Source organism: Sphingomonas quercus (assembly GCF_018863195.1).
GTDB classification, from domain to species: domain Bacteria; phylum Pseudomonadota; class Alphaproteobacteria; order Sphingomonadales; family Sphingomonadaceae; genus Solisphingomonas; species Solisphingomonas quercus.
The window spans coordinates 503,396-528,332 of the sequence record NZ_JAHKRT010000003.1 but is presented as its reverse complement, the minus strand read 5'-3'; the positions used below and the strand labels follow the sequence as shown (position 1 = coordinate 528,332).

33 protein-coding genes and 1 pseudogene are annotated in these 24,937 nt (G+C 66.0%); 22 read left to right on the top strand and 12 right to left on the bottom strand.

Annotated elements, in window-relative coordinates; all coding sequences use genetic code 11:
• Positions 1-21: 21 nt before the first annotated feature.
• The gene (gene gstA / locus KOF26_RS08320) at positions 22-627 is read right to left on the bottom strand and encodes a glutathione transferase GstA (RefSeq protein WP_216323005.1); all 606 of its coding nucleotides are present in this window, start codon (positions 625-627) and stop codon (positions 22-24) included.
• 312 nt (positions 628-939) lie between these two features.
• On the opposite strand from gstA, the gene KOF26_RS08315 reads away from it, so the two are divergent.
• Positions 940-3,570, top strand: a complete 2,631-nt coding sequence (locus tag KOF26_RS08315) for a pilus assembly protein (protein WP_216323002.1) — start codon at positions 940-942, stop codon at positions 3,568-3,570.
• A 54-nt stretch (positions 3,571-3,624) separates the two neighbouring features.
• On the opposite strand, the gene KOF26_RS08310 is transcribed toward KOF26_RS08315, so the two are convergent.
• Positions 3,625-4,074 carry a DoxX family protein gene (locus tag KOF26_RS08310; protein WP_216322999.1) on the bottom strand — a complete coding sequence of 150 codons (450 nt, stop codon included), beginning with the start codon at positions 4,072-4,074 and terminating at the stop codon, positions 3,625-3,627.
• A gap of 61 nt (positions 4,075-4,135) precedes the next feature.
• Positions 4,136-4,414: a BufA1 family periplasmic bufferin-type metallophore gene (locus KOF26_RS08305; RefSeq protein WP_216322996.1), complete on the bottom strand. Its 279-nt coding sequence runs from the start codon at positions 4,412-4,414 to the stop codon at positions 4,136-4,138.
• Positions 4,415-4,565: 151 nt separating this feature from the next.
• Between KOF26_RS08305 and KOF26_RS08300 the strand changes: the two genes are divergently transcribed.
• The 7 genes from KOF26_RS08300 to KOF26_RS08270 all read left to right on the top strand — a co-directional run bounded on the left by KOF26_RS08300 (position 4,566) and on the right by KOF26_RS08270 (position 9,490).
• Positions 4,566-5,105 (top strand): sigma-70 family RNA polymerase sigma factor, encoded by a 540-nt coding sequence (locus KOF26_RS08300; RefSeq protein WP_216322992.1) that lies wholly within the window; start codon positions 4,566-4,568, stop codon positions 5,103-5,105.
• Entirely contained in the window at positions 5,102-5,743 is a 642-nt protein-coding gene (locus KOF26_RS08295) for a DUF1109 domain-containing protein (protein WP_216322989.1), read from the top strand. The genes KOF26_RS08300 and KOF26_RS08295 overlap by 4 nt, the downstream gene beginning before the upstream one ends.
• Before the next feature lie 70 nt (positions 5,744-5,813).
• Entirely contained in the window at positions 5,814-6,080 is a 267-nt protein-coding gene (bufA2, locus tag KOF26_RS08290; RefSeq protein ID WP_216322984.1) for a BufA2 family periplasmic bufferin-type metallophore, read from the top strand.
• Between the two features lie 4 nt (positions 6,081-6,084).
• The gene (gene bufB, locus KOF26_RS08285) at positions 6,085-6,915 is read left to right on the top strand and encodes an MNIO family bufferin maturase (protein ID WP_216322981.1); all 831 of its coding nucleotides are present in this window, start codon (positions 6,085-6,087) and stop codon (positions 6,913-6,915) included.
• Positions 6,912-7,646: an HvfC/BufC N-terminal domain-containing protein gene (locus KOF26_RS08280; protein WP_216322978.1), complete on the top strand. Its 735-nt coding sequence runs from the start codon at positions 6,912-6,914 to the stop codon at positions 7,644-7,646. Before bufB ends, KOF26_RS08280 begins: the two co-directional genes overlap by 4 nt.
• Before the next feature lie 10 nt (positions 7,647-7,656).
• Entirely contained in the window at positions 7,657-8,451 is a 795-nt protein-coding gene (locus tag KOF26_RS08275) for an SDR family NAD(P)-dependent oxidoreductase (RefSeq protein ID WP_216322975.1), read from the top strand.
• 478 nt (positions 8,452-8,929) lie between these two features.
• The gene (locus tag KOF26_RS08270) at positions 8,930-9,490 is read left to right on the top strand and encodes a YkgJ family cysteine cluster protein (protein WP_216322974.1); all 561 of its coding nucleotides are present in this window, start codon (positions 8,930-8,932) and stop codon (positions 9,488-9,490) included.
• An 81-nt stretch (positions 9,491-9,571) separates the two neighbouring features.
• Here the strand turns inward: KOF26_RS08270 and KOF26_RS08265 are convergent, their stop codons facing one another.
• On the bottom strand, positions 9,572-10,474 hold the full coding sequence (locus KOF26_RS08265; RefSeq protein ID WP_216322971.1) for an AraC family transcriptional regulator: 903 nt from the start codon (positions 10,472-10,474) through the stop codon (positions 9,572-9,574).
• Positions 10,475-10,572: 98 nt separating this feature from the next.
• Here KOF26_RS08265 and KOF26_RS08260 point away from each other — a divergent pair, with 98 nt between their 5' ends.
• A complete protein-coding gene (locus KOF26_RS08260) occupies positions 10,573-11,322 on the top strand; it encodes an SDR family oxidoreductase (protein ID WP_216322968.1) in 750 nt (249 codons plus the stop codon).
• Positions 11,323-11,412: 90 nt separating this feature from the next.
• Here KOF26_RS08260 and KOF26_RS08255 read toward each other — a convergent pair whose 3' ends face one another.
• Positions 11,413-12,060, bottom strand: a complete 648-nt coding sequence (locus tag KOF26_RS08255; protein ID WP_216322965.1) for a TetR/AcrR family transcriptional regulator — start codon at positions 12,058-12,060, stop codon at positions 11,413-11,415.
• Between the two features lie 24 nt (positions 12,061-12,084).
• Here KOF26_RS08255 and KOF26_RS08250 point away from each other — a divergent pair, with 24 nt between their 5' ends.
• Together KOF26_RS08250 and KOF26_RS08245 are read left to right on the top strand one after the other, a co-directional pair.
• Entirely contained in the window at positions 12,085-12,954 is an 870-nt protein-coding gene (locus KOF26_RS08250; protein WP_216322962.1) for an oxidoreductase, read from the top strand.
• A gap of 104 nt (positions 12,955-13,058) precedes the next feature.
• Complete coding sequence (locus tag KOF26_RS08245) at positions 13,059-13,514, top strand: GNAT family N-acetyltransferase (RefSeq protein WP_216322959.1); 456 nt, start codon at positions 13,059-13,061, stop codon at positions 13,512-13,514.
• 17 nt (positions 13,515-13,531) lie between these two features.
• Here the strand turns inward: KOF26_RS08245 and KOF26_RS08240 are convergent, their stop codons facing one another.
• A complete protein-coding gene (locus tag KOF26_RS08240; protein WP_216323166.1) occupies positions 13,532-14,488 on the bottom strand; it encodes a histone deacetylase family protein in 957 nt (318 codons plus the stop codon).
• A 215-nt stretch (positions 14,489-14,703) separates the two neighbouring features.
• Positions 14,704-15,444: a PEPxxWA-CTERM sorting domain-containing protein gene (locus tag KOF26_RS08235; protein ID WP_253201238.1), complete on the bottom strand. Its 741-nt coding sequence runs from the start codon at positions 15,442-15,444 to the stop codon at positions 14,704-14,706.
• Between the two features lie 441 nt (positions 15,445-15,885).
• Here KOF26_RS08235 and KOF26_RS08230 point away from each other — a divergent pair, with 441 nt between their 5' ends.
• From KOF26_RS08230 to KOF26_RS08190, 9 genes are all read left to right on the top strand, one after another.
• Positions 15,886-16,383, top strand: a complete 498-nt coding sequence (locus tag KOF26_RS08230) for a DUF892 family protein (RefSeq protein ID WP_216322956.1) — start codon at positions 15,886-15,888, stop codon at positions 16,381-16,383.
• Between the two features lie 363 nt (positions 16,384-16,746).
• Positions 16,747-16,935: a hypothetical protein gene (locus tag KOF26_RS08225; RefSeq protein ID WP_216322952.1), complete on the top strand. Its 189-nt coding sequence runs from the start codon at positions 16,747-16,749 to the stop codon at positions 16,933-16,935.
• Positions 16,932-17,660, top strand: a complete 729-nt coding sequence (locus KOF26_RS08220) for an SDR family oxidoreductase (RefSeq protein WP_216322949.1) — start codon at positions 16,932-16,934, stop codon at positions 17,658-17,660. The genes KOF26_RS08225 and KOF26_RS08220 overlap by 4 nt, the downstream gene beginning before the upstream one ends.
• A gap of 13 nt (positions 17,661-17,673) precedes the next feature.
• Positions 17,674-18,744: a lactonase family protein gene (locus tag KOF26_RS08215; RefSeq protein ID WP_216322945.1), complete on the top strand. Its 1,071-nt coding sequence runs from the start codon at positions 17,674-17,676 to the stop codon at positions 18,742-18,744.
• Entirely contained in the window at positions 18,741-19,478 is a 738-nt protein-coding gene (locus tag KOF26_RS08210; protein WP_216322942.1) for an SDR family oxidoreductase, read from the top strand. Before KOF26_RS08215 ends, KOF26_RS08210 begins: the two co-directional genes overlap by 4 nt.
• Positions 19,479-19,851: 373 nt before the next feature.
• Entirely contained in the window at positions 19,852-20,160 is a 309-nt protein-coding gene (locus KOF26_RS08205) for a hypothetical protein (RefSeq protein ID WP_216322939.1), read from the top strand.
• 12 nt (positions 20,161-20,172) lie between these two features.
• The gene (locus KOF26_RS08200; RefSeq protein WP_216322936.1) at positions 20,173-20,460 is read left to right on the top strand and encodes a hypothetical protein; all 288 of its coding nucleotides are present in this window, start codon (positions 20,173-20,175) and stop codon (positions 20,458-20,460) included.
• A 25-nt stretch (positions 20,461-20,485) separates the two neighbouring features.
• The gene (locus KOF26_RS08195) at positions 20,486-21,319 is read left to right on the top strand and encodes an MBL fold metallo-hydrolase (RefSeq protein ID WP_253201237.1); all 834 of its coding nucleotides are present in this window, start codon (positions 20,486-20,488) and stop codon (positions 21,317-21,319) included.
• Positions 21,320-21,334: 15 nt separating this feature from the next.
• Entirely contained in the window at positions 21,335-21,475 is a 141-nt protein-coding gene (locus KOF26_RS08190) for a hypothetical protein (protein WP_216322933.1), read from the top strand.
• Here the strand turns inward: KOF26_RS08190 and KOF26_RS08185 are convergent.
• The 5 genes and pseudogenes from KOF26_RS08185 to KOF26_RS08165 form a co-directional block, all read right to left on the bottom strand.
• A pseudogene (locus tag KOF26_RS08185) lies at positions 21,445-21,742 on the bottom strand (hypothetical protein); the annotation flags it as partial. The gene KOF26_RS08190 and the pseudogene KOF26_RS08185 overlap by 31 nt on opposite strands.
• 3 nt (positions 21,743-21,745) lie before the next feature.
• The gene (locus KOF26_RS08180) at positions 21,746-22,273 is read right to left on the bottom strand and encodes a DUF4142 domain-containing protein (RefSeq protein ID WP_216322929.1); all 528 of its coding nucleotides are present in this window, start codon (positions 22,271-22,273) and stop codon (positions 21,746-21,748) included.
• 25 nt (positions 22,274-22,298) lie between these two features.
• Complete coding sequence (locus KOF26_RS08175; RefSeq protein WP_216322927.1) at positions 22,299-22,631, bottom strand: hypothetical protein; 333 nt, start codon at positions 22,629-22,631, stop codon at positions 22,299-22,301.
• A gap of 616 nt (positions 22,632-23,247) precedes the next feature.
• On the bottom strand, positions 23,248-23,661 hold the full coding sequence (locus KOF26_RS08170; RefSeq protein ID WP_216322924.1) for a putative toxin-antitoxin system toxin component, PIN family: 414 nt from the start codon (positions 23,659-23,661) through the stop codon (positions 23,248-23,250).
• Between the two features lie 3 nt (positions 23,662-23,664).
• Positions 23,665-23,925 carry a ribbon-helix-helix domain-containing protein gene (locus KOF26_RS08165; RefSeq protein WP_216322923.1) on the bottom strand — a complete coding sequence of 87 codons (261 nt, stop codon included), beginning with the start codon at positions 23,923-23,925 and terminating at the stop codon, positions 23,665-23,667.
• Between the two features lie 453 nt (positions 23,926-24,378).
• Between KOF26_RS08165 and KOF26_RS17110 the strand changes: the two genes are divergently transcribed.
• Positions 24,379-24,651 carry a DNA-3-methyladenine glycosylase I gene (locus KOF26_RS17110; RefSeq protein WP_363182085.1) on the top strand — a complete coding sequence of 91 codons (273 nt, stop codon included), beginning with the start codon at positions 24,379-24,381 and terminating at the stop codon, positions 24,649-24,651.
• Between the two features lie 35 nt (positions 24,652-24,686).
• Positions 24,687-24,794 carry a DNA-3-methyladenine glycosylase I gene (locus KOF26_RS17105; protein ID WP_253201236.1) on the top strand — a complete coding sequence of 36 codons (108 nt, stop codon included), beginning with the start codon at positions 24,687-24,689 and terminating at the stop codon, positions 24,792-24,794.
• Positions 24,795-24,937 lie beyond the last annotated feature (143 nt).

Here is a 24,937-nt window from a genome sequence, read left to right as displayed (position 1 = left end):
TCCAGAAAGGGCGGGATGGCTTCAGGCGAGGCCTTCCTCCTTGAGGCTGCGGACCACCGCCGGCCGCGTGGCGATCTCCCCCCTGAACCGCAGGATATTGGCGTAGGGCGCGAGATCGAGATCAATATGCCCGGCCCAGCCGAGCAAGGTCCAGAGATAGATGTCGGCCACGCCGTATGTCTCGCCGACCAGGAAGGACTTGCCGGCCAGTTGCCCGTCCACCCAGCTCAGCCGCGCGTTCAGATGCGCGCGGTTCGTCGCCCGGGTCTGCTCCGGCGTGTCCGGGCGGAAAAGGGGCCCGAAGCTCTTGTGCAGCTCGGTCGCGATGAAGGCGAGCCATTGCTCGACCTTGTAGCGGGCGAAATCCCCGGCCGGCGGGATCAGCCCGGCGGCCGGGTTCAGGTCGGCGAGATACTGGACGATCACGGATGACTCGGTCAGCGTCCCGCCATCGTCGAGAACCAGCACCGGCACATAGCCGTTCGGGCTGACCGCGAGCAGATCGTCCCCGGTGTCCGTCGCCTTGGTCCGGCCATCGACCCTGACGAGATCGACCGCGATCCCGGCCTCGTTCGCGACGATGTGCGGGGCGAGCGAGCAGGCCCCCGGCAGATAGAAGAGCTTCATCGGACAAACTCCGGCAATGGCCTCCCGACGGCCGGTCGGCTCTCAACGAGCGGGATCGATAGAGATGTGTATCGCCAGTCGTCAAATATCCAATCGCCCATGCTCGCTCAGGCCGTGCGGCGCGGTCGCGGCCGGGCTCTTGCAAGGGCGAGGCGGCGGCGTTTCGTTCCAAGCTTCCGCGTGGCGGTCGCCAGCGTGCGGGGGCCGCGATCGCCACGGTCCGCCAACAAGAATGGCACAGAGACGATGCAGAGAGACGGAGATTTGCATCAGATTAAGCATATCTTCAGCGTAATGGTGTGTCGTGGACGCATGACGCGCCATCATCGCCCCGCTGCCATATCGTCCCGTCGCCCGGCCGGCGCGCCCGCCGGGTGGGGGGCGCTCGTCCGCAACGAGCGGGGCGCCGTCCTGCCGATTGCGGTGTTCGCGTTCCTCATCATTCTCGCGCTGCTCGGCAGCGGCCTCGATCTCGGCCGCGCCTATATGGCCAAGTCGCGGCTCCAGCAGGCGTGCGATGCCGGCGCGCTCGGCGGGCGAGCGGAGCTTTCGCTCAAGGAATGGGCCGCCGGCCCGCACGACAGCGCCGACGGGCTGTTCCGGGAGAATTTCCCGGCCGGCGTCTATGGCTCGGCCAATCTCCAGTTCGCCTACATCGCGACCGATGACGACAACAAGAAGGTCACCGGCACGGCCTCGGCCGACGTGCCGACCACGCTCATGAAGATTTTCGGCTTCCGCAAGATTTCCGTCTCGGCCGAGTGCACGGCCGAAGTCGAATCCAATTCGGTGAACAACGACTTCATGTTCGTGCTGGACGTGACCAGCTCTATGGCCTGCCCCGCCGACAAGAACGTGCCGTGCGGCGCGACCGTCCAGAATACGGTGAACGAGGAAGCCCCGTCGGATTCGCGCATCAAGGCGCTGAAACAGGCCGTGCTGGACTTCTACAAGACGGTGGAGGCCGGCAAGGGCCAGGACACGCAGACGCGCTATGGCTTCGTGCCCTATGCCTATAACGTCAATGTCGGGCATCTGCTGAAGCGCGATTGGGTGGCTGATCGCTGGACATACCAGTCACGCAGGCCGGTCGGGATGCTGACGCCGCCGCCCGGTGAGCAGGTGGACTATGTCACCCTGTCCGTGACCTATACCGGCACGTCGGACAGGCTCGACTGGATCAATGAGCCCGTGTCGGGATCGGAGGGCGGCGTCAATTGCGCTCCCCCGCCGTTCAACACCTATACCGGCGGGAACCCGGACAAATGGCAGAGCGAACCGCAGACCTATACCGGGGGCGACATGACGGTACATTTTCCGGACGGTGACTACATCATCCCCGCCCAAAGATTCATCGATAATAATATACCCGTCGGCATGCAATTCGACGTGACGTTCGAAAGCACGATGAGCAATCCCCTGAACGGCTATGAATATTACGACTCAGGCTTTAATTCCGATGACAAAATGTGCCACTATGCCACCATCACATATAACAATCGTGGTGTGGTAGAGAAATATCTTCGGCCATACCGGGCCAGGCCGATGATGTACTGGCTTTATTCGCCACTCTCTTACAACATCAGCGGATTGAAGGTCACCGATGCGCAGGGGAACCTCGTCCCTTATGCCCAGCCGCTCAAGGTGAATATTTCCGATTGGGTGTCCGGCCCGGTGCAATTCTTTCTGACCGGCGAACTCGATGGGCCGTGGGTGCCCCCGTCCGAATGCGCGACGCTGATCTGCGTCGTGGGCGGCAACATGCCGGTGGGCTGCGGCGGCGTCACCATCTTTTCGGTTCCGTTCGACGTGATTCCCACGCGCGCGCCCTGCACATTGCCGATCGCCGACAATCCTTCCTCCGGCGTGCCCTTCCTCGGCGCCGAGAGTTGGGCACAGACCTGGCACAAGGCCGGCTCCGAACCCAATCTCCCGGACAGGTCGGCTGGAATCTTCTATCAGAACTTCGTCTTCAATTTCCATCGGGCCTTCTGGAACGGCTGCATCCAGGAGCGTGCGACCGTCCCCGAATATCGCGGAAGCAATGTTCTCACCGGCAGCAGCAACGTTCCCGATGGCGGCCCTTATTGGGATCTGGACATCGACACGGTGCCCAATCCCGCCAATCCCGCCACGCAATGGGGCATGGCGATCCCGTCCCTGATCTGGACGCGCGGCACGGATTATAACTGGAAGGAGCCAAGGATGAACAGCGGCTCCGTCTATGAGTATGAGGAAAGGTGGTATTACAGCGATAATTATTATCTTACCGGCAACGAATGGGATATTGACGGCGATCTTTGGGGCCGGAAGATGATCGGACTGACTGCCTGCCCGACCGAGGCGCGCAAGCTCTCCGCGATCACCGAAAGCGAGCTTGCCGCCTATCTCGACAAGCTGGACGGCAGCGACTGGAGCGATCCCGAAGATCGCGCGCGGCATTATTTCAAGCGCAATGCCGGCACCTATCACAGCATCGGCATGATCTGGGGCGCGCGGCTGCTGTCGCCGACCGGGCTGTTCAAGGACGAGAACGCCACCGCGCCCAATGGCAAGGCGATCCAGCGCAACATCGTCTTCATGACGGACGGCCGGATCGAGATCAACGGCATGTCCTACAATGCCTATGGCCTCGAAGGGCTAGACCTGCGGCGCTGGGCGCAACGGGAAGGCGTTTCCGGGTACGATCTGGGGGACGACCCATTGCGAGGAGATGGCATCTTGCACCGGGTCGAGGAGGCGCGCTTCCAGATCGCCTGCACCAAGGCCAAGGCCAAGGGCATGAAAGTGTGGGTGATCGCCTTCGGCACCGATCTGACGCCAAGCCTCAGCCAATGCGCGACGGACACGTCGCACGCCTTTCAGGCGGACAATGTCGCCGAACTCGCGCAGAGCTTCGCGCAGATTGCCGGCAGCACCGGCGGCCTCAGGATCACCCACTGAGCCGGCGGGCGGGAGCGAGCCGAAACAGCGCCGCCGCCGGCGGGATGACGGCGTTCAGGCGCGCCTGTCGGACCCGAGCAGGCGGTCCAGCGACCACGCCCCGCCGCCCCGCGCGATCAGCGGAAGCAGCAACCCCGCCCAGCTCAGGTGCGTCGGCCAGGCATCGGGATAGACGAAGATCTCGATGACCGCCGTCATGCCGAGCAGCGCCAGCGCCGCGGGCCGGGTCAGCAGCCCGAGCACCAGCAATGCCGGGAAGAGATGCTCCGACCAGGTCGCGACATGAGCGGCGACATCCGGGTCGATAAAGGGCAGCGCATAGTCCGTGCGGAACAGCTCATAGGTGGCGTCGGTAATGTGGATCACCCCATCGACCTTGGTGCGACCGGACAGGAAGAACGGGGCAGCAATGCCCAGCCGCGCGACGAGCAGCAGCAGCCTCTCCGGCAGCACGCGGCAGGCAAGCGCGGCGGCACGGGCGTGCAGCGCGATCAGCAGCGACATCGCGGTCCTTTCGATCGTGGGGCGCCGCGCCGCCGCCGTCTCGTGCGGTCGCGGCCGGGGCTCAGGCCTTGGGGGAGAGCGATCCCGCCCCCTTGGGCGTCATGATCGTGGTGCAGCTGCCGGCCTTGACCAGCGTCCACGCATCGCCCTGGTAATCGACCCTGGAGGTGCCGGCGCAGCTGGTGCCGGCGCCGGCCTTGCAGTCATTCTTGCCGGCCAGCGCCACGCCATAGCATTTCTCCATCGGGGCCTTTGCCGGGGCGGCGGCATGGGCGGCGCCGGCGGCGAAGGCCAGGGCGAGTGCTGCGGCGGCGGCGGCGGCGGTGTGGGGGCTGGTCATGATCGGGTCCTTCCTGAATGGGGTGGCGGCCGGGCGGCGCCGGCGACGGAAGGGCTTACGCGGGGCGGCATCGTGCGGTTACAATCGGACGATCGGCGACGCGGCTGTAACCGATCGCGCGCGCGGGCCGTAGTCCCCGCCGGGAGCGCAGATGCAGACGGGCGAGGACCAGCTCAGGACGTGGATGACGGCGGGACTGGACGGCGACGCCGCCGCCCATGAGGCGTTGCTGCGCGCGCTGGTGCCGCTGCTCGCCGCCTTTTACCGCCGCCGGTTGCGCGGCGCCGAGCATGATGTCGAGGATCTGGTGCAGGAAACGTTGATCGCCATCCACACCCGCCGCGCCTCCTATGATCGCGACCGTCCCTTCACCGCATGGCTCTATGCGGTGGCGCGCTATCGCCTGATCGATCACTTCCGGCGGCAGCGGATGACCGTGGCGATCGAGGATGTCGAGGCGATCCTCGTCACCGAAGGGTTCGAGGATGCCAGCTCCGCCCGGATGGACGTCGACACGCTGCTCGCGACCCTGTCGCCGAAGCAGGCGCGGGCCATTCGCGACACGCATGTCGACGGCCTCAGCGTCGCCGAGGCGGCATCGGGCGCCGGCATCGGAGAATCGGACGTGAAGGTATCGGTGCATCGCGGCCTCAGGGCGCTCGCCGCCCGCATCCGTGGGGAGCGCGTATGAACACCGAACAGCTCATCGGCGATCTGAGCCGCGATGTGCCGGCGGTGCCGCGTCACGCGCTGGGGCGGCGCATCGGTGTCGGCATCGTCGCCGGCGGCTGCGTCACGCTGTTGCTGGTGGCCGCGGTGCTCGGCGTGCGGCCGGATCTGGACGCGGAGATGCGCGGTTTCTCCTTCTGGATGAAATGGACCTACACCACCTCGCTGGGGATCGGCGCGGTGATCGCGGTGATGCGCCTGGCGCGGCCGACCCCGGTGGCGCTGAACAGCCTGTGGCTGCTGGCGATACCGGTGTTGCTGCTCAGCGGGATCGGCATTGGCGAGCTTGCCGGGACGCCCTCGCGCGATTGGGTGGTGATGTGGCTGGGCGCGAGCTGGAAGGCGTGCCCGTGGCTGGTGCTGGCCTTGTCCATGCCGATCTTCATCGGCCTGCTCTGGTCGTTCCGCCGGCTGGCCCCCACCCGGCTGCGCGCCGCCGGGGCGGCGGCCGGGCTGGCGGCGGGGGCATGGGCGGCGACGCTATACTGCCTGCATTGCCCGGAGGTGTCGGCGATCTTCGTGCTGACCTGGTACAGCCTCGGCATCGCGCTGGCCGGCGCGTTCGGCGCACTGGTCGGCCCGCGTCTGCTGCGCTGGTGAGCCTGTAACCGCGGGACCGCCCCGCCCGTAGGAGGGAAGCCGATCCGGCAACCCTTTCCAGGAGATCATCATGACCCGTTCCAAGTCCACGGCCGGCTTCGCCGCCGCCGCCGCGCTGATCGCGCTGTCCGGCGCCAGCTTCGCCGGCACGGCGCAGGCCGCCGGCGCCAAAGCGGTGCATTGCTATGGCGTCAATGCCTGCAAGGGCCAGTCCGACTGCAAGGCGGGCAATCATGACTGCAAGGGCATGAATGATTGCAAGGGCCAGGGCTTCAAGGAGCTGACCTCCAAGGCCTGCGCCGCGCAGGGCGGCAGCCTGACCGCGCCGGGCAACTGACGCGATGGTCGACCGGCATCTGTTCGGCCTCGGCCTGCGCAAGCCGCATTATGGCGCGTTCCTCGACGGGGCGGAGCCGGTGCCGGTCGATTTCGTCGAGGTCATCTCGGAGAATTTCATGGTCGAGGGCGGGCGACCGCTGGACGTGCTGCGCCGGGTGCGGGCGCGGCATCCGGTGGCGCTGCACGGGGTCTCGATGTCGATCGGCTCGGCCGACGGCATCGATGTCGACTATCTGCGTCGCCTGCGGGCGCTGGTCGACGCGGTCGAGCCGCTGTTCGTCTCCGATCATCTCAGTTGGTCGCGGATCGGCGGCTTCAACGCCCACGACCTGCTGCCGCTTCCCTATACCGGGGATGCGCTGGCGGTGGTCTGCGCCAATATCGACCGGGCCCAGGAGGCGCTGGGCCGGACGATGCTGGTCGAAAACCCGTCCAGCTACATCCATCTGCCCGGCGAGATGCCGGAATGGGAATTTCTCGACATGATTTGCCGGCGCACCGGTTGCGCGCTGTTGCTCGACGTCAACAACATCATTGTCAGCGCCAGCAACCACGGCTTCGACGCGACCGCCTATCTCGCCGGCATTCCTGCCGCGCGCGTCCGCCAGATCCACCTCGCCGGCCACAGCCAGGGCCGGGCGCTGCTGATCGACACGCATGACCGGCCGGTGCCCCCGTCCGTCTGGTCGCTCTACGCTGCCGCGCTGGAACGGTTCGGTCCGGTCGCGACTATGATCGAGCGCGACGATGACATTCCGCCGCTTGCGGAGCTGCTCGACGAGCTCGCGCTGGCGCGGGACATCGCCTCGGACCGGGAGCGGCGGGCGGCATGACCTTGCGCGCGCTGCAGCACGGCTTCCGCGACTGGCTGACCAGCGAGAGCGGGCCGCTTGCCGGCCGCTATCCGGCGGGGCTGGCCGTGTACCTCAACACCTATCGCGCGCAGCTCATGGCATGCCTGTCGGATAGCTATCCGATGCTCGTGGCGTGGCTGGGCGAGGCGGCATTTGCCGCCGCCGCGGCAACCCATATCGACGGGTCGCCGCCGCATGGCTGGACGCTCGACGCCTATGCGCTCGACTTCCCCGTGACGCTTGACGGCCTCTATCCGGAGGACCCCGAGGTGGCCGAGCTCGCGCGGCTGGAATGCGGGCTGGGGCTCGCCTTTGTCGGCCCGGACGCGGCGGCGGTCGATCCGTCCCGGCTCGGCAATGTCGATTGGGAGGCGGCGGCGCTGCATCTTGCGCCGACGTTCCGGCTGCTGCCGGCCACCACCAACGCCGCGGCGATCTGGTCGGCGCTCGCAGCCGGCGAGCGGCCGCCGCCGGCCGAACGGCTCCCACAGGCCGCCAGCATCGCCATCTGGCGCCAGGGCTTCACGCCGCTGTTCCGCACGCTGGAGGCCGAAGAGGGCGAGGCGCTTGCCTTGATCCGCGCGGGCCACGGCTTCGGCGCGCTGTGCGCGGCTCTGGTCGAGCGCCTGGGAGAAGAGCATGGTCCGGCGCGCGCCGGCGCGTTTCTCGGACGATGGCTCGGCGATGGATTGATCGTGGATGTGAACTGAGGACCGGGCCATGGACATTGCAGGCAAGCGCATATTGATCACCGGGGGATCGAGCGGCATCGGACTGGAGATGGCACGCCGGATGCTGCAGGCGGGGGGCCGGCTGGTGATCACCGGCCGGCGTACTGCCGCGCTCGGCGAGGCGCTGGCGATGCTGGCCGAGGCGGGCGAGGTGACGGGGCTTGCCGCCGATGTCGCGACCTCAGAAGGCCGCGCCGAGACCATCGCCGCCAGTCTCAAGGCGCTCGGCGGGCTGGACATCCTCGTCAACAATGCCGGCATCGTGCGCGGCGGACGGCTGGAGGACGTCGGCGAGGACGAGATCCGGGCGATGATCGAGGTCGATCTCACCGCGCCGATCCTGCTCACCCGCGCCGCGCTGCCGGCGTTGCGGGCGAGCGGGGCCGGGCTCGTCGTCAATATAAGCTCGGGAATCGGACAGGTGGCGCTGCCCTTCTACACCACTTATGCGGCGGTGAAGGCCGGCATCGCCCATTTCGGCGAGGCGCTGCGCCGCGAGCTGGCAGGCGAGGGCATCAGCGTGCTCAACGCCTTCCCGACCGCCACCGCCACGCCGATGATGGCCAGCGCCAACGTCCCGTCTGCCGGGCTCGAATCCGTCGAGGAGGTCGCCGCGGAGATCGTGCAGGCGATCATCGAGGACCGCCGCGAGGTGGTGCGCGGCGGCCCGGAGCGACTGGCGCTCGTCGCCCGCAATCGCACCGAGCCGGATGCCGTCGATGCCGAGATGCGCGAGCGCAAGGCCGCCATCGCGGAGCGCGCACGCGCGCACATCGCCCTGTGAGCGCGAGCAAGGCCGCGTTCGCCGACCGATCTCGCTATCGTCAGGCCGGCGAAAGCCGATCCGTTTTTCCGGTGCCGGAGGCGCAGGCACAGTTCGGAAAGGGCCGGCCGGCCCCCTGTTGAGCGGCCCGGCGAGGCCCGCGGCAGCACCGCGGACGAGCGCTGTCAGCCCGAGAATGGCGAACCGCAGGAAGCCGAAACGGAGTTCCTTGGCCTCGCGACCGTCAAGGGATTTGCCGAAGCATGAGCGTCGGCATCAGCGCCGCCAACCAACCCGAAGGCGGCGCGGCGTTCACATTGTCGATCGGGTCGAGGCCGATCGTCGGCCCGCGACGGCGGAGGATTTTGGTCAGGCGCCACCCTGACCGCGGTTTCGCCCACCGCCGCCGCTGCGCCGTGGCACCTGGGCCCTCGCAGGGCATTTCGCCGGCTCGCGGGCGCTCTTGCATTCCCGCCGGGAGCGAGGCAGTTCCATCCGGATGCCGGACGAGCCCGAACTGGAGACGGTCCTGCTGGGGCCGGTACTCGCCGATCGAAGCTGCGGCGGTTGCACGGCATGCTGTACCGTCCTCACGGTCGACACGCCCGATTTCAAGAAGCCCGCGGGAATGCCATGCGCGCAACTCACGGCCAATGGGTGCGGCATCCATGATGTGCGCCCCCCTGTCTGCCGAACGTGGTTCTGCGCCTGGCGCAGGGTCGCCGACATGCCCGACGAGGCTCGCCCCGATCGCTCCGGCCTTCTGGTTTCGCTCAATTTCGAGCGTGAGCCGCGCAACTGCTTCGAGGGTGTCTCGATCAACGTCCGCAAGCTCGCCGGCAGCAACGCGATAGAGAGCGGCATGGCCGCAACAATCCTCGACAGCCTGTGCAATCAGCTGGTGCCGGTCTGGTTCAGCGACGGATCGACAAAGATGTTGATGCATCCCGAGGACGACGTCGCCCGCCTCGTCATCTCGGGAGACCCGGCGCCGGCGCACCTCAGGGACGAAGTGGCGGCATGGCGCGGGCGCTACGGCATGTTTTCTGAAGGTGCGTGACAAGCGGGAATGGCAGCTTGCGGGATCGGGAGCGCGGCCGTCGCACCTTCGGAAACGCAGAATGCCATCGCGCGCCCTGATTCAGCCGGAGGCAATCCGGGCATATCGCATCGGCGGCATCCCGACGTGACGGGCGAAGGCGGTGCTGAACGTGCTCGCCGAGCCATAGCCCACCTGTGCGGCGACATGTTCGATCGCCAGCTCGCGGCTGCGCAGCAGGCGTTTGGCAAGCGCCATCCGCCAGGTGAGCAGATATTCCATCGGCGGCAGTCCGACGACGCGGCCGAACCGCGCGAAGAAGGCCGAGCGCGACATCGCCGCTTCCCCGGCGAGATCGGCGACCGTCCAGCCATGTGCCGGCCGCGCATGCATGGCGCGTAACGCGGCCACCAGCCGTTCGTCGGATAGCCCTCGTGCCACGCTCGGCACCGATGCGATATCAATGCCGCAGCGAAACGCCTCGATCAGCAGCACCTCGAGCAGCCGTTCCAGCACCAGCTCGCGTCCGGGGCGCGACTGCCGGGTCTCGTCGCCGACCAGATGGAGCAGTTGCGCAAGCCGCGGCTCGCCGCGGGCCACGACCATCGAGGGTAGCAGGGAGACGAGCAGGGCCGCGTCGGGCGATGCGAAGCTGCATAATCCGACCTGCATCCTGAGATTGACCGGCTCGCCGGCCGGCCCGATCCGGAACCGGCCTTCACCGAGTTCCGTCGGCAGCATGGCGACGCCATGCGGCGGCGCCTCGATGCTCTCGATCGCCTGATCGTGAGTGGATGGCGACAGCACGAAATCGCCGGCCCGCACGATGATCGGCGGGCGGCCGGCGGTGACCACGCGGCACTCGCCGTCCAGCACGGCGAAATAGACGGGCTTGCCCTCGACATCGCGGTTGATCCGCCAGCGCCCGGCATATTCGACGAGTTTCGAGAAGCTGGCCGAAGGCTGGAGCAGCGTCACGATCTCCGCCAACGGATCAATGGTCATATCAGGACTATCGCCAATTGATTCGAGACGCACACGCATAGGAGGTCCTGGTGTGCGTGGCTACCTCCAGACCTGTCGACCATGACCCGGAGTTTCTCATGCCCACTGTTTTCATCACCGGCTGTTCCTCGGGCTTCGGCCTCGAAACCGCGAAGCTGTTCCTCGACAAGGGCTGGAAGGTTGTCGCCACGATGCGCGATCCGAAGGACGACATTCTGCCGCAGTCCGCCAACCTGATCATCCTGCCGCTCGACGTCACCGATCCCGCCAGCATCGCCAGCGCATTCGAAAGATCCGGCGAGGTCGACGTGCTGGTCAACAATGCGGGGCTTGGCGCCGCGGTCCCGATCGAGCTGATCGAACCGGCCACGGCCCGACAATTGTTCGAAACCAATATGCTCGGCACGCTGGCGATGATCCAGGCGGTGCTGCCCGGCTTCCGCACGCGCCGGAGGGGCACGATCATCAACGTCACCTCCTCCGTGACGTTCAAGCCATTGCCCCTGGTCAGCGTCTACCGGGCGAGCAAGGCGGCGGTGAATGCGCTCACCGAATCGCTCGCGGTGGAGATGGAGCCGTTCGGCGTGCGCGTGCACATCGTCCTTCCCGGCCGCTCCCCCGAGACCAGCTTTGCGAGCAATGCGATGCCACACCTGCGCGGGCTCGATAACCCCGACTACAAGCCGCTGATCGAGGGCATGATCGCCAATTTCCGCAGCGATAGCGGCCCGGTCACTCACGCTGTCGACGTTGCCGACGCAGTATGGCGGGCGGCCACCGACCCGAGCGCACCGCTGCGGATTCCGGCGGGCGAGGACGCGGTGCAGTGGATGGCCGAGGCCCACTGAGCTGGCTCCCGGAGGGCGGAACGCCAGTCCGGTCCGCGCGCTCGACGCGGACCAGACGAACTTGCCGGCGAGTGCCGGCGGCGGCCGCGTTCATCCATTGTCCGGCTCGCGCGATCCGGGACCGGGCACTGGCTGCGCGCCCGGACAGCCGAGCAACAACGACGCCGCGATTGCGCGCGCCCGCGGCGCCAGCTCCTCGTCCTCAAGCTCACGCGCCGCCCAGAACGACAGCACGCCGCGAAAGGCGAACGCGAGCTGTTCGGCCAGCCCGCCCTGTTTGCCGATCTGCTCTTCCAGGACGGCATCGTCACCCGCGGCAAGCGCAGACGCCCAAAGGGCGGTTGAGTGCGTCAGCACATGGCCGGGCGTCGCGCTGGCCGCACCGATCCACCCCATGACGGCGCGGTTCACCTCCGGCTCGGCCAACATCACGGCGACGGCCGTGTCGATGGCAAGCATGACGCGGTCCGTCGCGCGGACAGGTGGCGGCGCCTCGGCGAGGCGCCTGATCATCAAATCAATCCGCCGTCCGGACAAGGCAAGCATGATCGCCGCCTTGCTGCCGAACTGATTGAACGGCGTCGCGAAGCTCACCCCTGCCTCCGCCGCCAGATCGCGCATCGAAAACCCGGCCTTTCCTTGCCGGAGAAGCCTTTCGGCGGCGTCGAGGACGCGCTGCCGAACGGGCTCCCCGCGTGGAGAGGCATGGGCGTGGGAGCGGGTCTTGTCGCGCGACATGGCTTTCTATATCATGATATAAATATGGATCACAGGACGGAGTTTAACGTGTCGATCAGTCCTTCGAAGGTATTTCTGATCACGGGGGTCAGTTCGGGCCTCGGTCGCGCCTTCGCGGCCGCCGCGCTGGATGCCGGCCACCATGTCATCGGCACGGTGCGGCGCGCGTCCGACGCGGAAGCGTTCGGCGCCATGTCCCCGGGCAGAGCGCACCCGCTTGCTCTGGACGTTACCGACTATGATGCGATCCCGGCGGCCGTGATCGAGGCCGAACGACAGGTCGGCCCGATAGATATCCTCGTGAACAACGCCGGATATGGCCATGAGGGGGTGGTCGAGGAATCCTCGATGGCCGATCTCCAGCGCCAGTTCGCGGCGAACGTGTTCGGTCCTGTCGCAATGATCAAGGCCGTCCTGCCGGGCATGCGCGAGCGTCGCAGCGGTCACATCATCAACGTGACGTCTATGGGCGGCTTCATCACCATGCCCGGAATTGCTTTCTATTGCGGCAGCAAGTTCGCGCTTGAAGGCATATCCGAGGCGCTGGGCAAGGAAGTCGCGGGCTTCGGCATCCGCGTGATCGCGCTCGCCCCCGGGCAGTTCCGGACAGACTGGGCGGGCCGGTCCATGGACCGCACGCCTCGCAGCATTGCTGATTATGATTCCGTGATGGATCCCATTCGCGCTGCACGCCAGGCGAAAGACGGAAACCAGCCGGGCGACCCCGCCAAGGCTGCGCAGGCCTTGCTCGCGCTGGTCGCCGCGCCTAATCCGCCGGTGCGATTGTTCCTGGGTGAGGACGCGCTCGGGCTGGTCGAGCAGAAGCTCGAGGCAGTTCGGGCCGAACTGGCGCAATGGGATGAGCTCTCCCGCTCAACCAACTGGGTTCCCTGACGACCGATGGCATTTGGCGGCGGGCCGGAAAGGGATCAGGGCGGGTTGCGCGGTCGGGCCTATCCGGCCTCCTTTCCGGACGCCCCTATGATGAGAGGCCGCTCATGGTGATCGCCTACCGAGATGCCGTTGAAGCTGATCTCCCGGCGATCGTGGCCTTGCTCGCCGACGATGAACTTGGCGCGGAACGTGAGGACGTCGCCGCCCCGCTGGTGGCCTCATATGTCGACGCTTTCCACGCAATCGCGGCGACGCATCACCTGCGGCTGATCGTGGCGGTCGATGGCGAGCGGATCGTCGGGACGATGCAGTTCTTGCTGATCCCCGGCCTCTCATCGCGGGGGAGCTGGCATGGGCAAATCGAGGCGGTACGTATCGCCGCGGACCTGCGCGGCCAGGGGCAGGGCGAGGCGTTCGTGCGCTGGGCGATCGAACAATGTCGTCTGGCCGGCTGTGCTTCCGTGCAACTCGTTTCACATGAATCCCGCCGCGCCGCCCATCGCTTCTGGCGCAAGCTCGGCTTTGTCCCGAGCCACGTCGGATTCAAGCTTCATCTTTAACGCGCGCAGCAGCCTGCCTACGCGGGGGGCGCGGGAGGCATGTCCGTCCCATCGGGAGGTTCGCAGCGCCAAGGCGGGAGATCGTCGAACGACGCTGCCAGTGTCATGATCGACCGTGCGTGGCGGCGGGCGACCGCCATGAGGTCGGCCCCGTAGCCTCCGCCCAGCGTACTCGCGAGCGGAATGGCACGGTCTCTGGCGAGGGACGCGACCAGCCGGTCCCGGTCGATCAATCCCTGGTCGGTCAGGGCCAGGCGGCCGAGGCGATCATCGACGTGCGGATCGACGCCGGCCTGATAGAGGATGAGATCGGGCGCGAATGCGTCCAGCACCTCCGGCAGTGTCTGGCTGAGCACGGTCAGATAGGCGTGATCGCCAGTGCCATCGGGTAGCGGCACGTCGAGCGTCGAGTGGGCCTTGCGATGCGGGAAATTGCGCTCCGCATGGATCGAAAGGGTGAAGATATCGTCCCGGTGCGAGGTCAAGGCAGCGCTGCCATCGCCCTGATGGACATCGAGGTCGAGGATCAGGACGCGCGCGACATCGCCCTCGGCGATCAGCCGATTGGCGGCGATGACGAGATCGTTGAACACACAATAGCCGGCACCGGTCTCGGCCAGGGCATGATGGCTGCCGCCGGCGGCGTTGGCGGCATAGCCATCGACAAGGGCAAGTCGCGCGGCGCGCCATGTGCCGCCCGGTGAGAGCAGCGCCCGCAGCGCCACGCGCTCGGTGATCGGAAAGCCGATGCGGCGCTCCTTGGCTCGGGGCACGTTGAGGGTAAGCACCTCCTCGACATAGACAGGGTCATGCACGGCCTCGATCCAGCGGCGGGGCATCGGTTCGGGCGCGTGGAGGGTGAAAGGAAGCTTTGCCTCACGCAGGGCTTCCATCACCAGGTGATATTTGTCGAAAGACGAGCCCGTGCCCGGTGCGCCAGATGCGACATAGCCGGGATGATGGACGATATGCATGGGTTGTTCGATCTGCCTGAACGTCGGCAGGAAGCAATAGGGGGCGGTCTCGCCGCGATCGGCTTCGACGACAGCCGCGGTCATGGCCCGCGCGCCACCGCTACCGGCTCGTTCCGTCTGCGCTCCGATTGAGGACGGGTCGCTGTGGCGATGACACACGGCAGGACGCCGCCGGTCCATCGACCGGCGGCGTCTGCGTTTCCGCGCTGCTGCTGTCAGGCGAGGACGGTTGCCGTCCGCCGGCGGTTGCGCAGTCCGTATCCCGCGAGCCCGAAGCCCATCAGCATCATGGCCCAGCTTGCCGGTTCCGGCACAGCCCCGGCCGGAGCGGACTCCCTGAGGCGGATCTGGCGGACATCACCCACGCCGGTCCCGTTGAAGCTCAACGAGACGCTGGCGATGGTCTGGCCGTCAATGCCCTGGAAGCCGAAGAAGTTGGAACCATTCCCGAGGGCCTGGACGAAGTTGAACACGACGCCCTCATCGTCGGTAAGGACGAACGTCGCCGAGGTGGCGCCGCCGCCGAAAACGTTGAATTCAAGGTCGTTGAACGTGTTGCCGCCCACGAGGGAGAAATTAAGTCCGCTCAGCGCCAGCGTGTCGTTGGGGTTTGGGGTGGCGCCGTTAAGGGCGCCTTCCACTTGCGCCTGCCCGCCGCTGGCGCGGATTATATTGCCGCCACCCACGGTCGAGCCCGTGAACGCAACGGTGGTTCCGCCTTGGGTGAACCCATTGACGGTGGTGCCGGTCTGCGTCCCGACGTTGAACAGGACGTTGTCCCCCTGGATCGAGCTTGCGTCGACCAGAATGATGGTGGCGGAAGCCGGGGCCGCCGCAGCGGTGGCGATGGCAGCCAGCGCCATCGCGCTTCGGAAATGAGTCATGATTTTCTCCTCCTCCTGATTTTTGTGCAGCAAGACTTGTGCCAAAATTCGAGAGTGGAGGTTGTGCGCCAACTCCCTGTCCGCGTCTGATAAGCTTTGCCCGCTCCTGTAAAAGATATCGACATTATGGAACCAACGGCGTTCACGTTCCGGGCTTTCTGCGAATGAGAGCAATTCGCAGCTGTAAACCGCAGTGAACCTTCATGGCAGATCGCAGCCATTTCCTAGAATCCCCGGGCCGGGGAAGGCCCAACCCGGACAACTTTGGCACAGTTGTAGACATGTAAGTTGATCCGACGCCGGTTCCTGATCGCAAAGCCGGAATCCGATCGTATCGCATCGTGATTGCGACGGGGCCGATCACCATCGAATGGCGGCAGCACGCGTCCACGTTGCCGCCTCTACGGATGACGATCGTTCCACGTCGCGCAGGCGCTGCGACGCAAGCGGTTGCCGGGAACGCTGCGGAACGGCGCGGGTTGAATGGAAACGCAGTTGAGAAGGATTTTCGAAATGAGTAGCGACGCCAAGGCTGTTTACCAGAGCTCACTCTCCGCAACCCATGCAGCAGAGAAGCAGGGTCTGCAGATGATGGAGACGCAGCTTACGCACCTCCAGAATTTTCCTGACTATGCCGCCGTCCTCGAAGCCCATTGCGCCACCACTCGCGAGCAGATAGCTCGCATCGAGCGCGCCCTGGAGGAGACCGGCAGCAGCCCGTCGACGATAAAGGAGGCGGTTACACAGACCGTCGGCACCGTCGGCGCGGCGGTGCACACCGTGTTTCCCGACACGCACCTCAAGAACATGTTCACCGGCTACGGCTACCAATTCTATCAGATCGCCGCTTACACCTCACTTGAGGCGCTGGCCGAGGCTGCGGGCTTCGCCCATCACAAGGCGTGGATCGAGCAGTCACGTCAGGAGGAGCAGCAAGCGGCTGATCGCGTGAAGCCCCTGATCGCCTCGGTGACGCTCAAGTATCTGGAGATGGAGACTCAGTCCAAGTAGAGCGGCGCGGCCGGCACCTGCCTTCCCTTCGGCTTGTCGATGGCGGAATCCCGCTTTGGCAGCTCGGGGACTGGCAGCGTAGCGGTGCCTTGCCAAGGGACTTCAAGCGCATCTTGATTCAGCACCACCGAATACCTCCGCATCGCTGCGAGCGTGCCCTAGTTGGACGGCCTATCGTGCTGCCGGCGATGCGCGCGCCCGTTGCGGGCGGCTACGCTTGCCCCTCGCGCACCGCCTTTGCGAAAGGGCATGGTGCCTGGGGCTCCGGCCAATCGTCATAATCCATGTGAAGTCGCCGCCTGGCGCCGGAACCCACGCGTCTCCATCCCGGTTCTAAGGCGAGCAACCGGCATGGAAATAGTGATGGCGACACGCGCCCTGAGCCCCGAGATCACTGCCCCCTATGTTCTCGCGCTTCGAGAGAGGTTGCCGAAGAGCAGAGACGCGCCGGTCGCGGCCTCGATCGAGGTGACGGACATCACGATGCCCGCCGAGAGCATTGCGGACGCGCAGGCGCATGGCCGCATCATCCCGATCTGGAAACCGGCATGAAGCGCCATGTCGAACTCACCGGCAAGCGCGTGCTGGTGACCGGCGGGACAACCGGCATCGGCCGGGCCACCGTCGCGCTGCTCGCCGCGGAGGGGGCGAAGGTGCTGACCTTCGGCCGGGATCGCGCGACGGTGGATGCGGTGCTCTCCGATCATGACGGCGTCGCCGGCCTCGCTGTCGATGTCGCCACCCGCGCCGGGGTCGAACAGGTGTTCGAGGCGGTGGACGCCGAGCTCGGCGGCATCGATATCCTCATCGCCTGCGCTGCCCTTGGCGCCGAGCCCATTCACGAGATGGAAGAGGATGACTGGCGCTACGTCATCGAAACCAACCTGATCGGCTATCTTGCCTGCGCTCGGCAGGCGATCGGGCGGATGCGAGCAGCCGGCGGCGGCCACCTGCTGTTCGTCGGCTCGATCAGCACGGAGATCAAGGCTGCCGGCGAGAGCGTCTATTCCGCGACCAAGGCCGGAGTGCAGGCATTCGCCGAAACGCTCCGCAAGGAGGTCGCCGCAGAGAATATCAAGGTCAGCGTCATCCAGCCCGGCTCGGTGGCGACGCCAATGCAGGAGTGTAGCGACGAGGAGAAGCGCGAGGCGCTGGCCGGTCACGAGATGCTCCACGCCGAGGAGATCGCCGAAGCGATCCTCTTTGCGCTGACCCGCTCCGAGCGCGCCGATATCGTCAACCTGCGCATCGAGCCGCGGCTGCAGAAGACGTCGTGATGACGATTGCGTCATGACTTCCGCTTCGCCCGTAACGCTCCACGTCGGCACCTATGACAAGGGCGGCGGCGAAGGCCTCGTGACGATCGGCTTCTCGCCCGATGAGGGATGGAGCGTCGACGCCACCATCGGCGAGATCCGCAACGCCTCCTACGGCGCCAGTTCGGCGCGCTTCGGCCTCCATTATCTGGTCGACGAGCAGGCCGACGGCGCGCTCCTGGCCTGCCGGGAAGGCCGCCCGTGGCGGGTGCTGGCCCGCCTCGCCACGCAGGGCGCCGAGCCGTGCTATGCGTCACTCGATCCCGCGGAGCGCTGGCTGGCGGTGGCCAATTACGGCAGCGGCGACATCGCCCTGTTTGCGCTGCATCCCGACACCGGGCTGCCGCTGGTGCCGCCGACGATCCGCCGGCATCACGGCAGCGGTCCGGTCGCGAGCCGCCAGGACGGGCCGCACGCCCATTGCGTCCTGTTCGCCCGCGACGGGCGCGTGCTCTATCATGTCGATCTTGGCAGCGACGTGATACTCGCCCACCCCGTCGATCCGCGCGCCGGCTTCGTTGGCGAAGCGAGGATCGCCTATCGCGCACCGCCCGGCGCCGGCCCTCGCCATCTCGTGTTCCATCCGCACCTTCCGCTCGCGCTACTGGTGTGCGAACTCGCCGCGACCCTGACCTTGTTCGACGTCGCCGACGGTCGCCTGACCGAACGCGTCACCGTTGCAACCGCGCCTCCGGGCTGGACGGGGGAGAATCTCGGCGGGCACCTCGCCCTGAACCAGGCGGGCGACCGGGCCTATGCCACCAATCGCGGCCATGACAGCGTCGCCGTATTCGCGCTCGACGACCATGGCGCGCCGACGCTGCTCCAGCATGTGCAGAGCGGCGGCGTATCGCCGCGTCACTTCCTGCTCCTCGAGACGGCGGGGCTGCTGGTGCTGGCCAATGAGGAGAGCGCGACCCTGTTCGCGTTCCGGATCGAGGCGGACGGACGGCTGTCCCCCTGCTCGGAGCCGTTTCATCTGGCCGGCGCGGCGTTCGTGCTGGCGGCGCACGCACGGTCATGTTCGAGGGAGAATGATCGATGACCATGTTGGATGGCAAACGGATCCTGATCACCGGCGGTGCCGGTGGCGTCGGCCGGGCAGTGGCCGAGCGAATGCTGGCGGCGGGCGGCCGCGTGCTGCTCAGCGACCGCGAGGATGCCGCCTTGCGTGAGCTCGCCGAGCGGCTCGGAAGCAGCGGCGGCGAGATCGCCACGGCTACCGTGGAGCTATCCGACCCGGCCGGACCCGCCCGGCTGTTCCAGCGCGTTGATGAATGGCTTGGCGGGCTCGATATCCTGGTCGCCTGCGCGGGCGTCGGATCCGGGCCGCTCTCCGAAATGGACGATGCCGGATGGCGCCACGTCATCGACAGCAATCTCGTCAGCTATGTCGCCTGCACCAAGGGCGCCGTCGAGCGCATCAAGGCCGGCGGCACGCGGGAGGGCATGATCATCCTCGTCGGCTCGATCAGCGTTCACATCAAGGCCGTCGGCGAGAGCGTCTACAACGCTGCCAAGGGCGGCGTGGCAAGCTTCGCCGAGACGCTGCGCAAGGAGCTGATCCCCGACGGCATCCGCCTGACGCTGATCGAACCCGGAGCCATCGCCTCCTCGATGCAGCCTTTCCCGCCGGAAGAACGGCAGCGGATGATGGAAGACAACAAGCTGCTGCCGCCGGCACAGGTGGCCGAAGCAATCCTGTTCGCCGCAACGCGACCGGCCGGTGTCGATGTCGTCACGCTCCGCATCGAACCTCTCGACCAGAAGATCTACTAGCCGGCGCACAGCCATCAGACCCCGGATAAGGCCCCGGGGAGGAACCGGCCACGACATGTCCCGCCCTGGCTGCCGAGGGATGGACGGCGCAACTGCGCCCGCTCCTGCTCCGTTCGCCGACGCCTGTTGAGCGCCTGCCGGGTGGGAGGCAGGTTGCCGCCTTCGCAGCCCATGTCAGTCATTCCGCTCCTGACTGGGCGGATGAACGGGTGCCGAAACAGTAAATTACAAACTTAAAAACTGCGAATAATTCGAGACTGAATTAACATAAGTAAGTTTTGGCTTAGAACCTGTGTTGATTTCCGTTTTTATTTGGATGTTGCAACTCGGCGCGTCTCGATGAGTTGTGATTCACAATATCGGGAGCAAGCTAATGGCCGATCTTCACAGGCGATCCAGCCCGATGGTGACGGTCGTCGCGGTCATCGCCATCCTGCTCGCGCTGGCGACGATCGGATGGCGCGCGACCCACATCATGGGCCGCATCGAGGGATCGGGCTCGGCGGCGTCGTCGAGCTTCCTGGCGTGGTGCGTGGTCGGCCTTGTCATCATCGGCATCGGTACGGCCTTCTTCTCGATACGCAGGCATCGCGGCGCCGGCGAAGGCAATGAGCGAGCGGCATGGATCACCATTGGTGTCTCGATCGTGGTTTTCGTCCTTGCCCTGACGGCGACCGCGTGAGGCGGCGAGACAATGGAGAAAGAGATGAATGCCAGGATCGCCAACCCCGTCCTTCTGTTCCTCGCCGCGGCGGTCGCGGTCTTGCCCGGATGCAGCGGTAGCAACGGCGAGAAGAGCGCGGTCATCAACAACGAAGGCCAGTCCACCGAAACCATGGCTCCCGCTGGCGGCGACAACATGAGTGACATGAGCCAGGCCAACAGCGCCGCGGAGCAGGGCGCCTATGCAATGGACGGCAACACCACCAACAGCACGAGCATGACCGACGCCGCCGGCAACAACAGCGCGCAACCGCGCTGAGCGCCGGCTGAGGCTTGATGATCGCATGCTGAAGGTCCATCACCTGAACTGCGGGACGAGCTGCCCCTGGGGCGGCCGGCTGTTCGATGGCACCAGCCCGGGCTGGCTGACCGGCCATATCGTCTGCCATTGCCTGCTGATCGAGACGGATGCGGGGCTGGTGCTGGTCGATACCGGGTTCGGCATGCGCGATGTGATCGAGCCGCGCCGCCTCGCCCGCTTTTTTCGCGTCCTCAACAATATCCGATTGCGGCCGGAGGAGACGGCGATCGCCCAGGTTCGCGCGCTCGGCTTCGACCCGCGTGATGTGCGCCACATCGTGATCAGCCATCTCGATTTCGATCACGCCGGCGGCATCGAGGATTTTCCCAACGCCACCATCCACCTCACCGCCCGCGAAAAAGAGGTGGCGGATGAGCGCCGGGGCGGGGCCTTTGTCGGCACGCGGCGCTATCGGCCGCGGCAATGGGACGAGGCCGCCGACTGGCGCCTCTATCCCATGGGCGGCGGCGAGCCCTGGTTCGGCTTCGACGCGGTCCGCCAGCTTGAGGGGCTGCCGCCGGAGATTTTGCTCATCCCGCTTGCCGGGCACACCTGGGGGCATAGCGGCATCGCGGTCGATGCTGGCGGCGGCTGGCTGCTGCATGCCGCCGACGCCTATTTCTTCCGCGGCGAAATCGGATCGGAGCAGAGAGCCTGTCCGCCGGGCATGCGCGCCTATCAGCGCATGATGGAGGTCGATCGCATAGCCCGGCGCAGCAATCAGGCGAAACTGCGCGCGCTGTCACTGGGGCATGCGGCAGAGGTGCGCATCTTCTGCGCGCATGATCCGGTTGAGCTGAGAGCGCTACAGGCCTAGGGCGTGAGCTCGATAGTGGCGATCGCCGCGATTGCGCTGGAAAGCGCGCTGGCAAAGGGCTGCGCACAACGCTCCCCCCGTTCGCGATTAGCGATCGACTTCGCCGAACACGATATCCAGCGAGGCGAGGATCGCGGTGACATCGGCGAGCAATAATCGAGCCGGTCGAAATAGGGGATGGTCTGGAGCTAGGGCTTGGTTTCGATGAACTTCTCAGTGCCGCGATGGAGGAATCCCACGTGCGGGTCGACGCGGTCGACTAGCTCGGCGTCGAGTTCGAGGACCAGGCGGAGCACGCCATGGGCGGCCGGATGCTGTGCCGAAATTGATCGTGTAGTGATTAATCTCGATCCCGGCATCCGGCTCCGCAACAGGCGTCAGCCTGTCGTCTGGATTGTCCGGCGCGGCGACAGCCCCCGCCATGGGTTAGCCTCCCCCCGGCAGGGCGCGCAGCGCGTCGATATGCCGCTGCACGATCGGTACCGCCTGACCTGCGACGCGGCGGAGCGCGGCATTGTCGCCATTCGTCGCATAGTCGCTATGCAGTGCCAGCGCCTGGTCATGGGCCACGCGCTGCTGCCGTAGATAGGCCGTATCGAACGCCTGCCCGGAAAGCCCTTGCAGCTCCTGGATCATCGCCTGCTGTGGCGGCTCGAGCGTTGGCGGCTGCGGGGTCATGCCGGCGGTGTGCGCCGCTTCGATGACCTGTTTCGTCGTCATCTGATGATGCTGGATCATCATCTGGCCGAACTGGCGGACCTCGTTGGCCGCGGCCTTCTGCAGGGCGAGTTGCGACGATTGGATCTCGTAGAGATCGCTCGCGCCGGCCTTGGCGACGTAAAGGGCCGGATCGCCCGACGCCGCGGCAGCGGCCGGCGGCGTGGTCTGGGCCTGCGCAGCGCTGGTCCATGCCGCGACCGCGACCGCGATCGAGCTGAGGATGATCAGCCTCATGTTCCTCTCCTTGTCAGCCCGTCGGTCAGCGCGGGCGCGAGCTCTTTTTGTGCGACGTCGTATTGGGGTCGGTCACGCGATCGTCGCCGACGCTGCTGTTGTTCTGCATCGGCGTGTCGGCCCCGGAATGACTGCCGGCAGGTGCGGGCGCCTGAGCGCTGGTGGAGGCGCCGGGGCCCATGTCCGGCCGATCCGCCCGGCCTGACGCGCCGGGCCCGGTCTGGATGCCGCCCTGGCTTCCCGCCGCGCCGGGGGCGGTCGCCGGCTGAGACATGCTCGAGCTTCCCGGACCCTGACTCAGGGCATAAGTCGGCGTCGCGATCGCGATCGCGACCAATGCAAGATCGATGGTGCGCACGTCTCTCTCCTCGATTGGAGATCGATTAACCCGCCGCGATCTTGTTGTATCCGATCAACGAATAATAATAGTTGATAATCAACTTATGTTACGTGTCGCAAAATACGAGTGAGATATTCACGTATGTTAATGCTCGTTCAAACCGTACCTTCGATCGGCGAGCCGCGCCGAGGTTGAACCAGATTATGTCTCCCGGCGCGCAGAGCAGGAGTTCGAGCACGCGCAAGCTGTCGATCCGGCAGCATCATGTGCTGGCCGCGGCCTGCCTGGACCTCATCCAAAGCGTCAGCCGCAAATCAACCACTCAGCGGATTCGCATGCAATATGGCTGGATCACCGACCGCATCCTCGGCCACTACGGCAAGCGCGCCCCGGCGTTCTTGGCGGCCTGTTCTGCCGTTCAGTTCGTCAACGGCGGTAAATTGCCGGGCCGGGCGGTGGTAATCTTCTACCGGCCCCTCATAATAAGGCCTGATTTCAGCGTGGTGACCCTGATGGGACAGGTTTCGAACTCTGTCAGGATGCCGTCGGCGGAGTTTCGACGATTGCTCGAAAATTACAAGGCCGCGTTTAGGAAGGCGGCCGGAAAGCGCTCGCGAGCAGGGGCCGGGGGGATTTACAGGCCCAGCAGGTCCGCCAGGGCTTTCGCGGTCACGATCCTCGTAGTGCCATGGGAGACGAGGTCGAGGAGATCGCTCTTGTCCCCGGTGGCAAGGAATTCGGCCTGGGCGGCTTCGCTGAGCGCCAGCAGGAAATCGTCACGTGGATCGGGTGAGCACCGCGTGGCCGGGAGCCGTTCGGGCATCTCGGCGACGGCGGCGATCCGATTGACGAGTCTGCCGGCTTCGGCGGGCCGGATGAGAGTCCGGATTTTCTCCCGGCGCGATACTTCGCGAATTTCGTCGAGCTGCAAGGCATGGCTCACCAGGATGAAGCGACGGTCGATCCAGGCGTCAAGCAGCCGCGCTGGCGTTCCCGAAGGCGACAGCAGCGCGCTGAGCAGGATGTTGGTGTCGAGGATGACCCGCACGAATCAGACGCGTCGGCCAGCCCAGAACCCCGGCGCCATCTCGCTCAGCGCCTCATCGACAAGGCTTTCAATCTGTGCTGGCCCAAGGTCCTTGTTGCGCGCCCGGACCTCATGAATCGTCTCGCGGAGGATCTCGCGGTTCACCGCCTCCTCCACGAAGCGCGACAGATCGCCCTTCCGGCCGCCACGCGAGGCCAGCAGTGTACGCAGCGCGATATCCGTATCGCGCGAAACCTTGAGACTCCAGCGGCTCAGTTCACCCATTTGCGCGCCTCAAAAACGTCCAGACGCTTATACGTATAAGCGTCCAATTGAGCAACCCCGGCCAAAGGGCAGCTCGCGTCGAAGCCCGGCTTCTGCTCTTGGGCACGCCCCCTCCGCGAGAGGGGCGGTGCTCAGCCGGTTCAGCGCATCGTAGAAGTAGGCAATGGTGTTGCCGTTGCGCAGCCGGCGGACGCTGACATTGGACGCCGGGTCATAGGTCAGCTCCTCATAGTCGGTCGTCGAGCTCCCGCCGCCGGTCTGGTTAGGGAAATAGGTACGGAACGACCGATCGAACCGATCATAGGTAAAGGTCGTGACATTGCCCTTGCCGTCGCCGAACGCCTGCTGTCCAGCGCTGGGAATTCCCGGAGCGAGCCAGTTGAGGTTTGGGATGTGCTTCGCCTTATCGATGCCGATGTTGGCGGAGGCTTAAATCCGGAACGAGTTTAGCACGTGCGGCTGGGTGTCGAGCACCTCGAACATGGCTCCGACGTCGATCGCGTCGCCAACTTCAGCGAGGCCGATGTCGAGCGGCTGCTCCAGGATCAGGGCATCGTCCGCCACCACGGCAAGATCGCCGCAGTCATCAACTATGCCCGCCGCGCGCAGGAGCTGATCCGCGCGGAAGGATCGTTTGCTGCCTATATCTGGCGCTTCGAGCCGGCGGCGGAGGCGATGCCGTCGCCTCCACCTCGGCCGCGTCGATCGCGTTTTCCAGGAATCTGAAGAAGCGCGGATGAGCCTTCGTCGGCCCCGTCAACGTGCACGCCTTCATGCAGGCGATGGGCCTGGTCAACGATCATGTCGAAGGCTGCATCATCCGCCAGCGCGCCGCGGCGGCGCGAGAGACGATGGCGCTGCCGGAATAGATCCGGACCCTTGTCCCGCCAATATCTTCATTCCGGACTGATTCGGCCCGTTGCGTCCCCATAACGGAGACGGAATAAGCATCATATGCGAGGGTGGGGCAGTTTGGCGCGGATGGCCTTTGTGGTCCTCCTCGCCGTCGGGG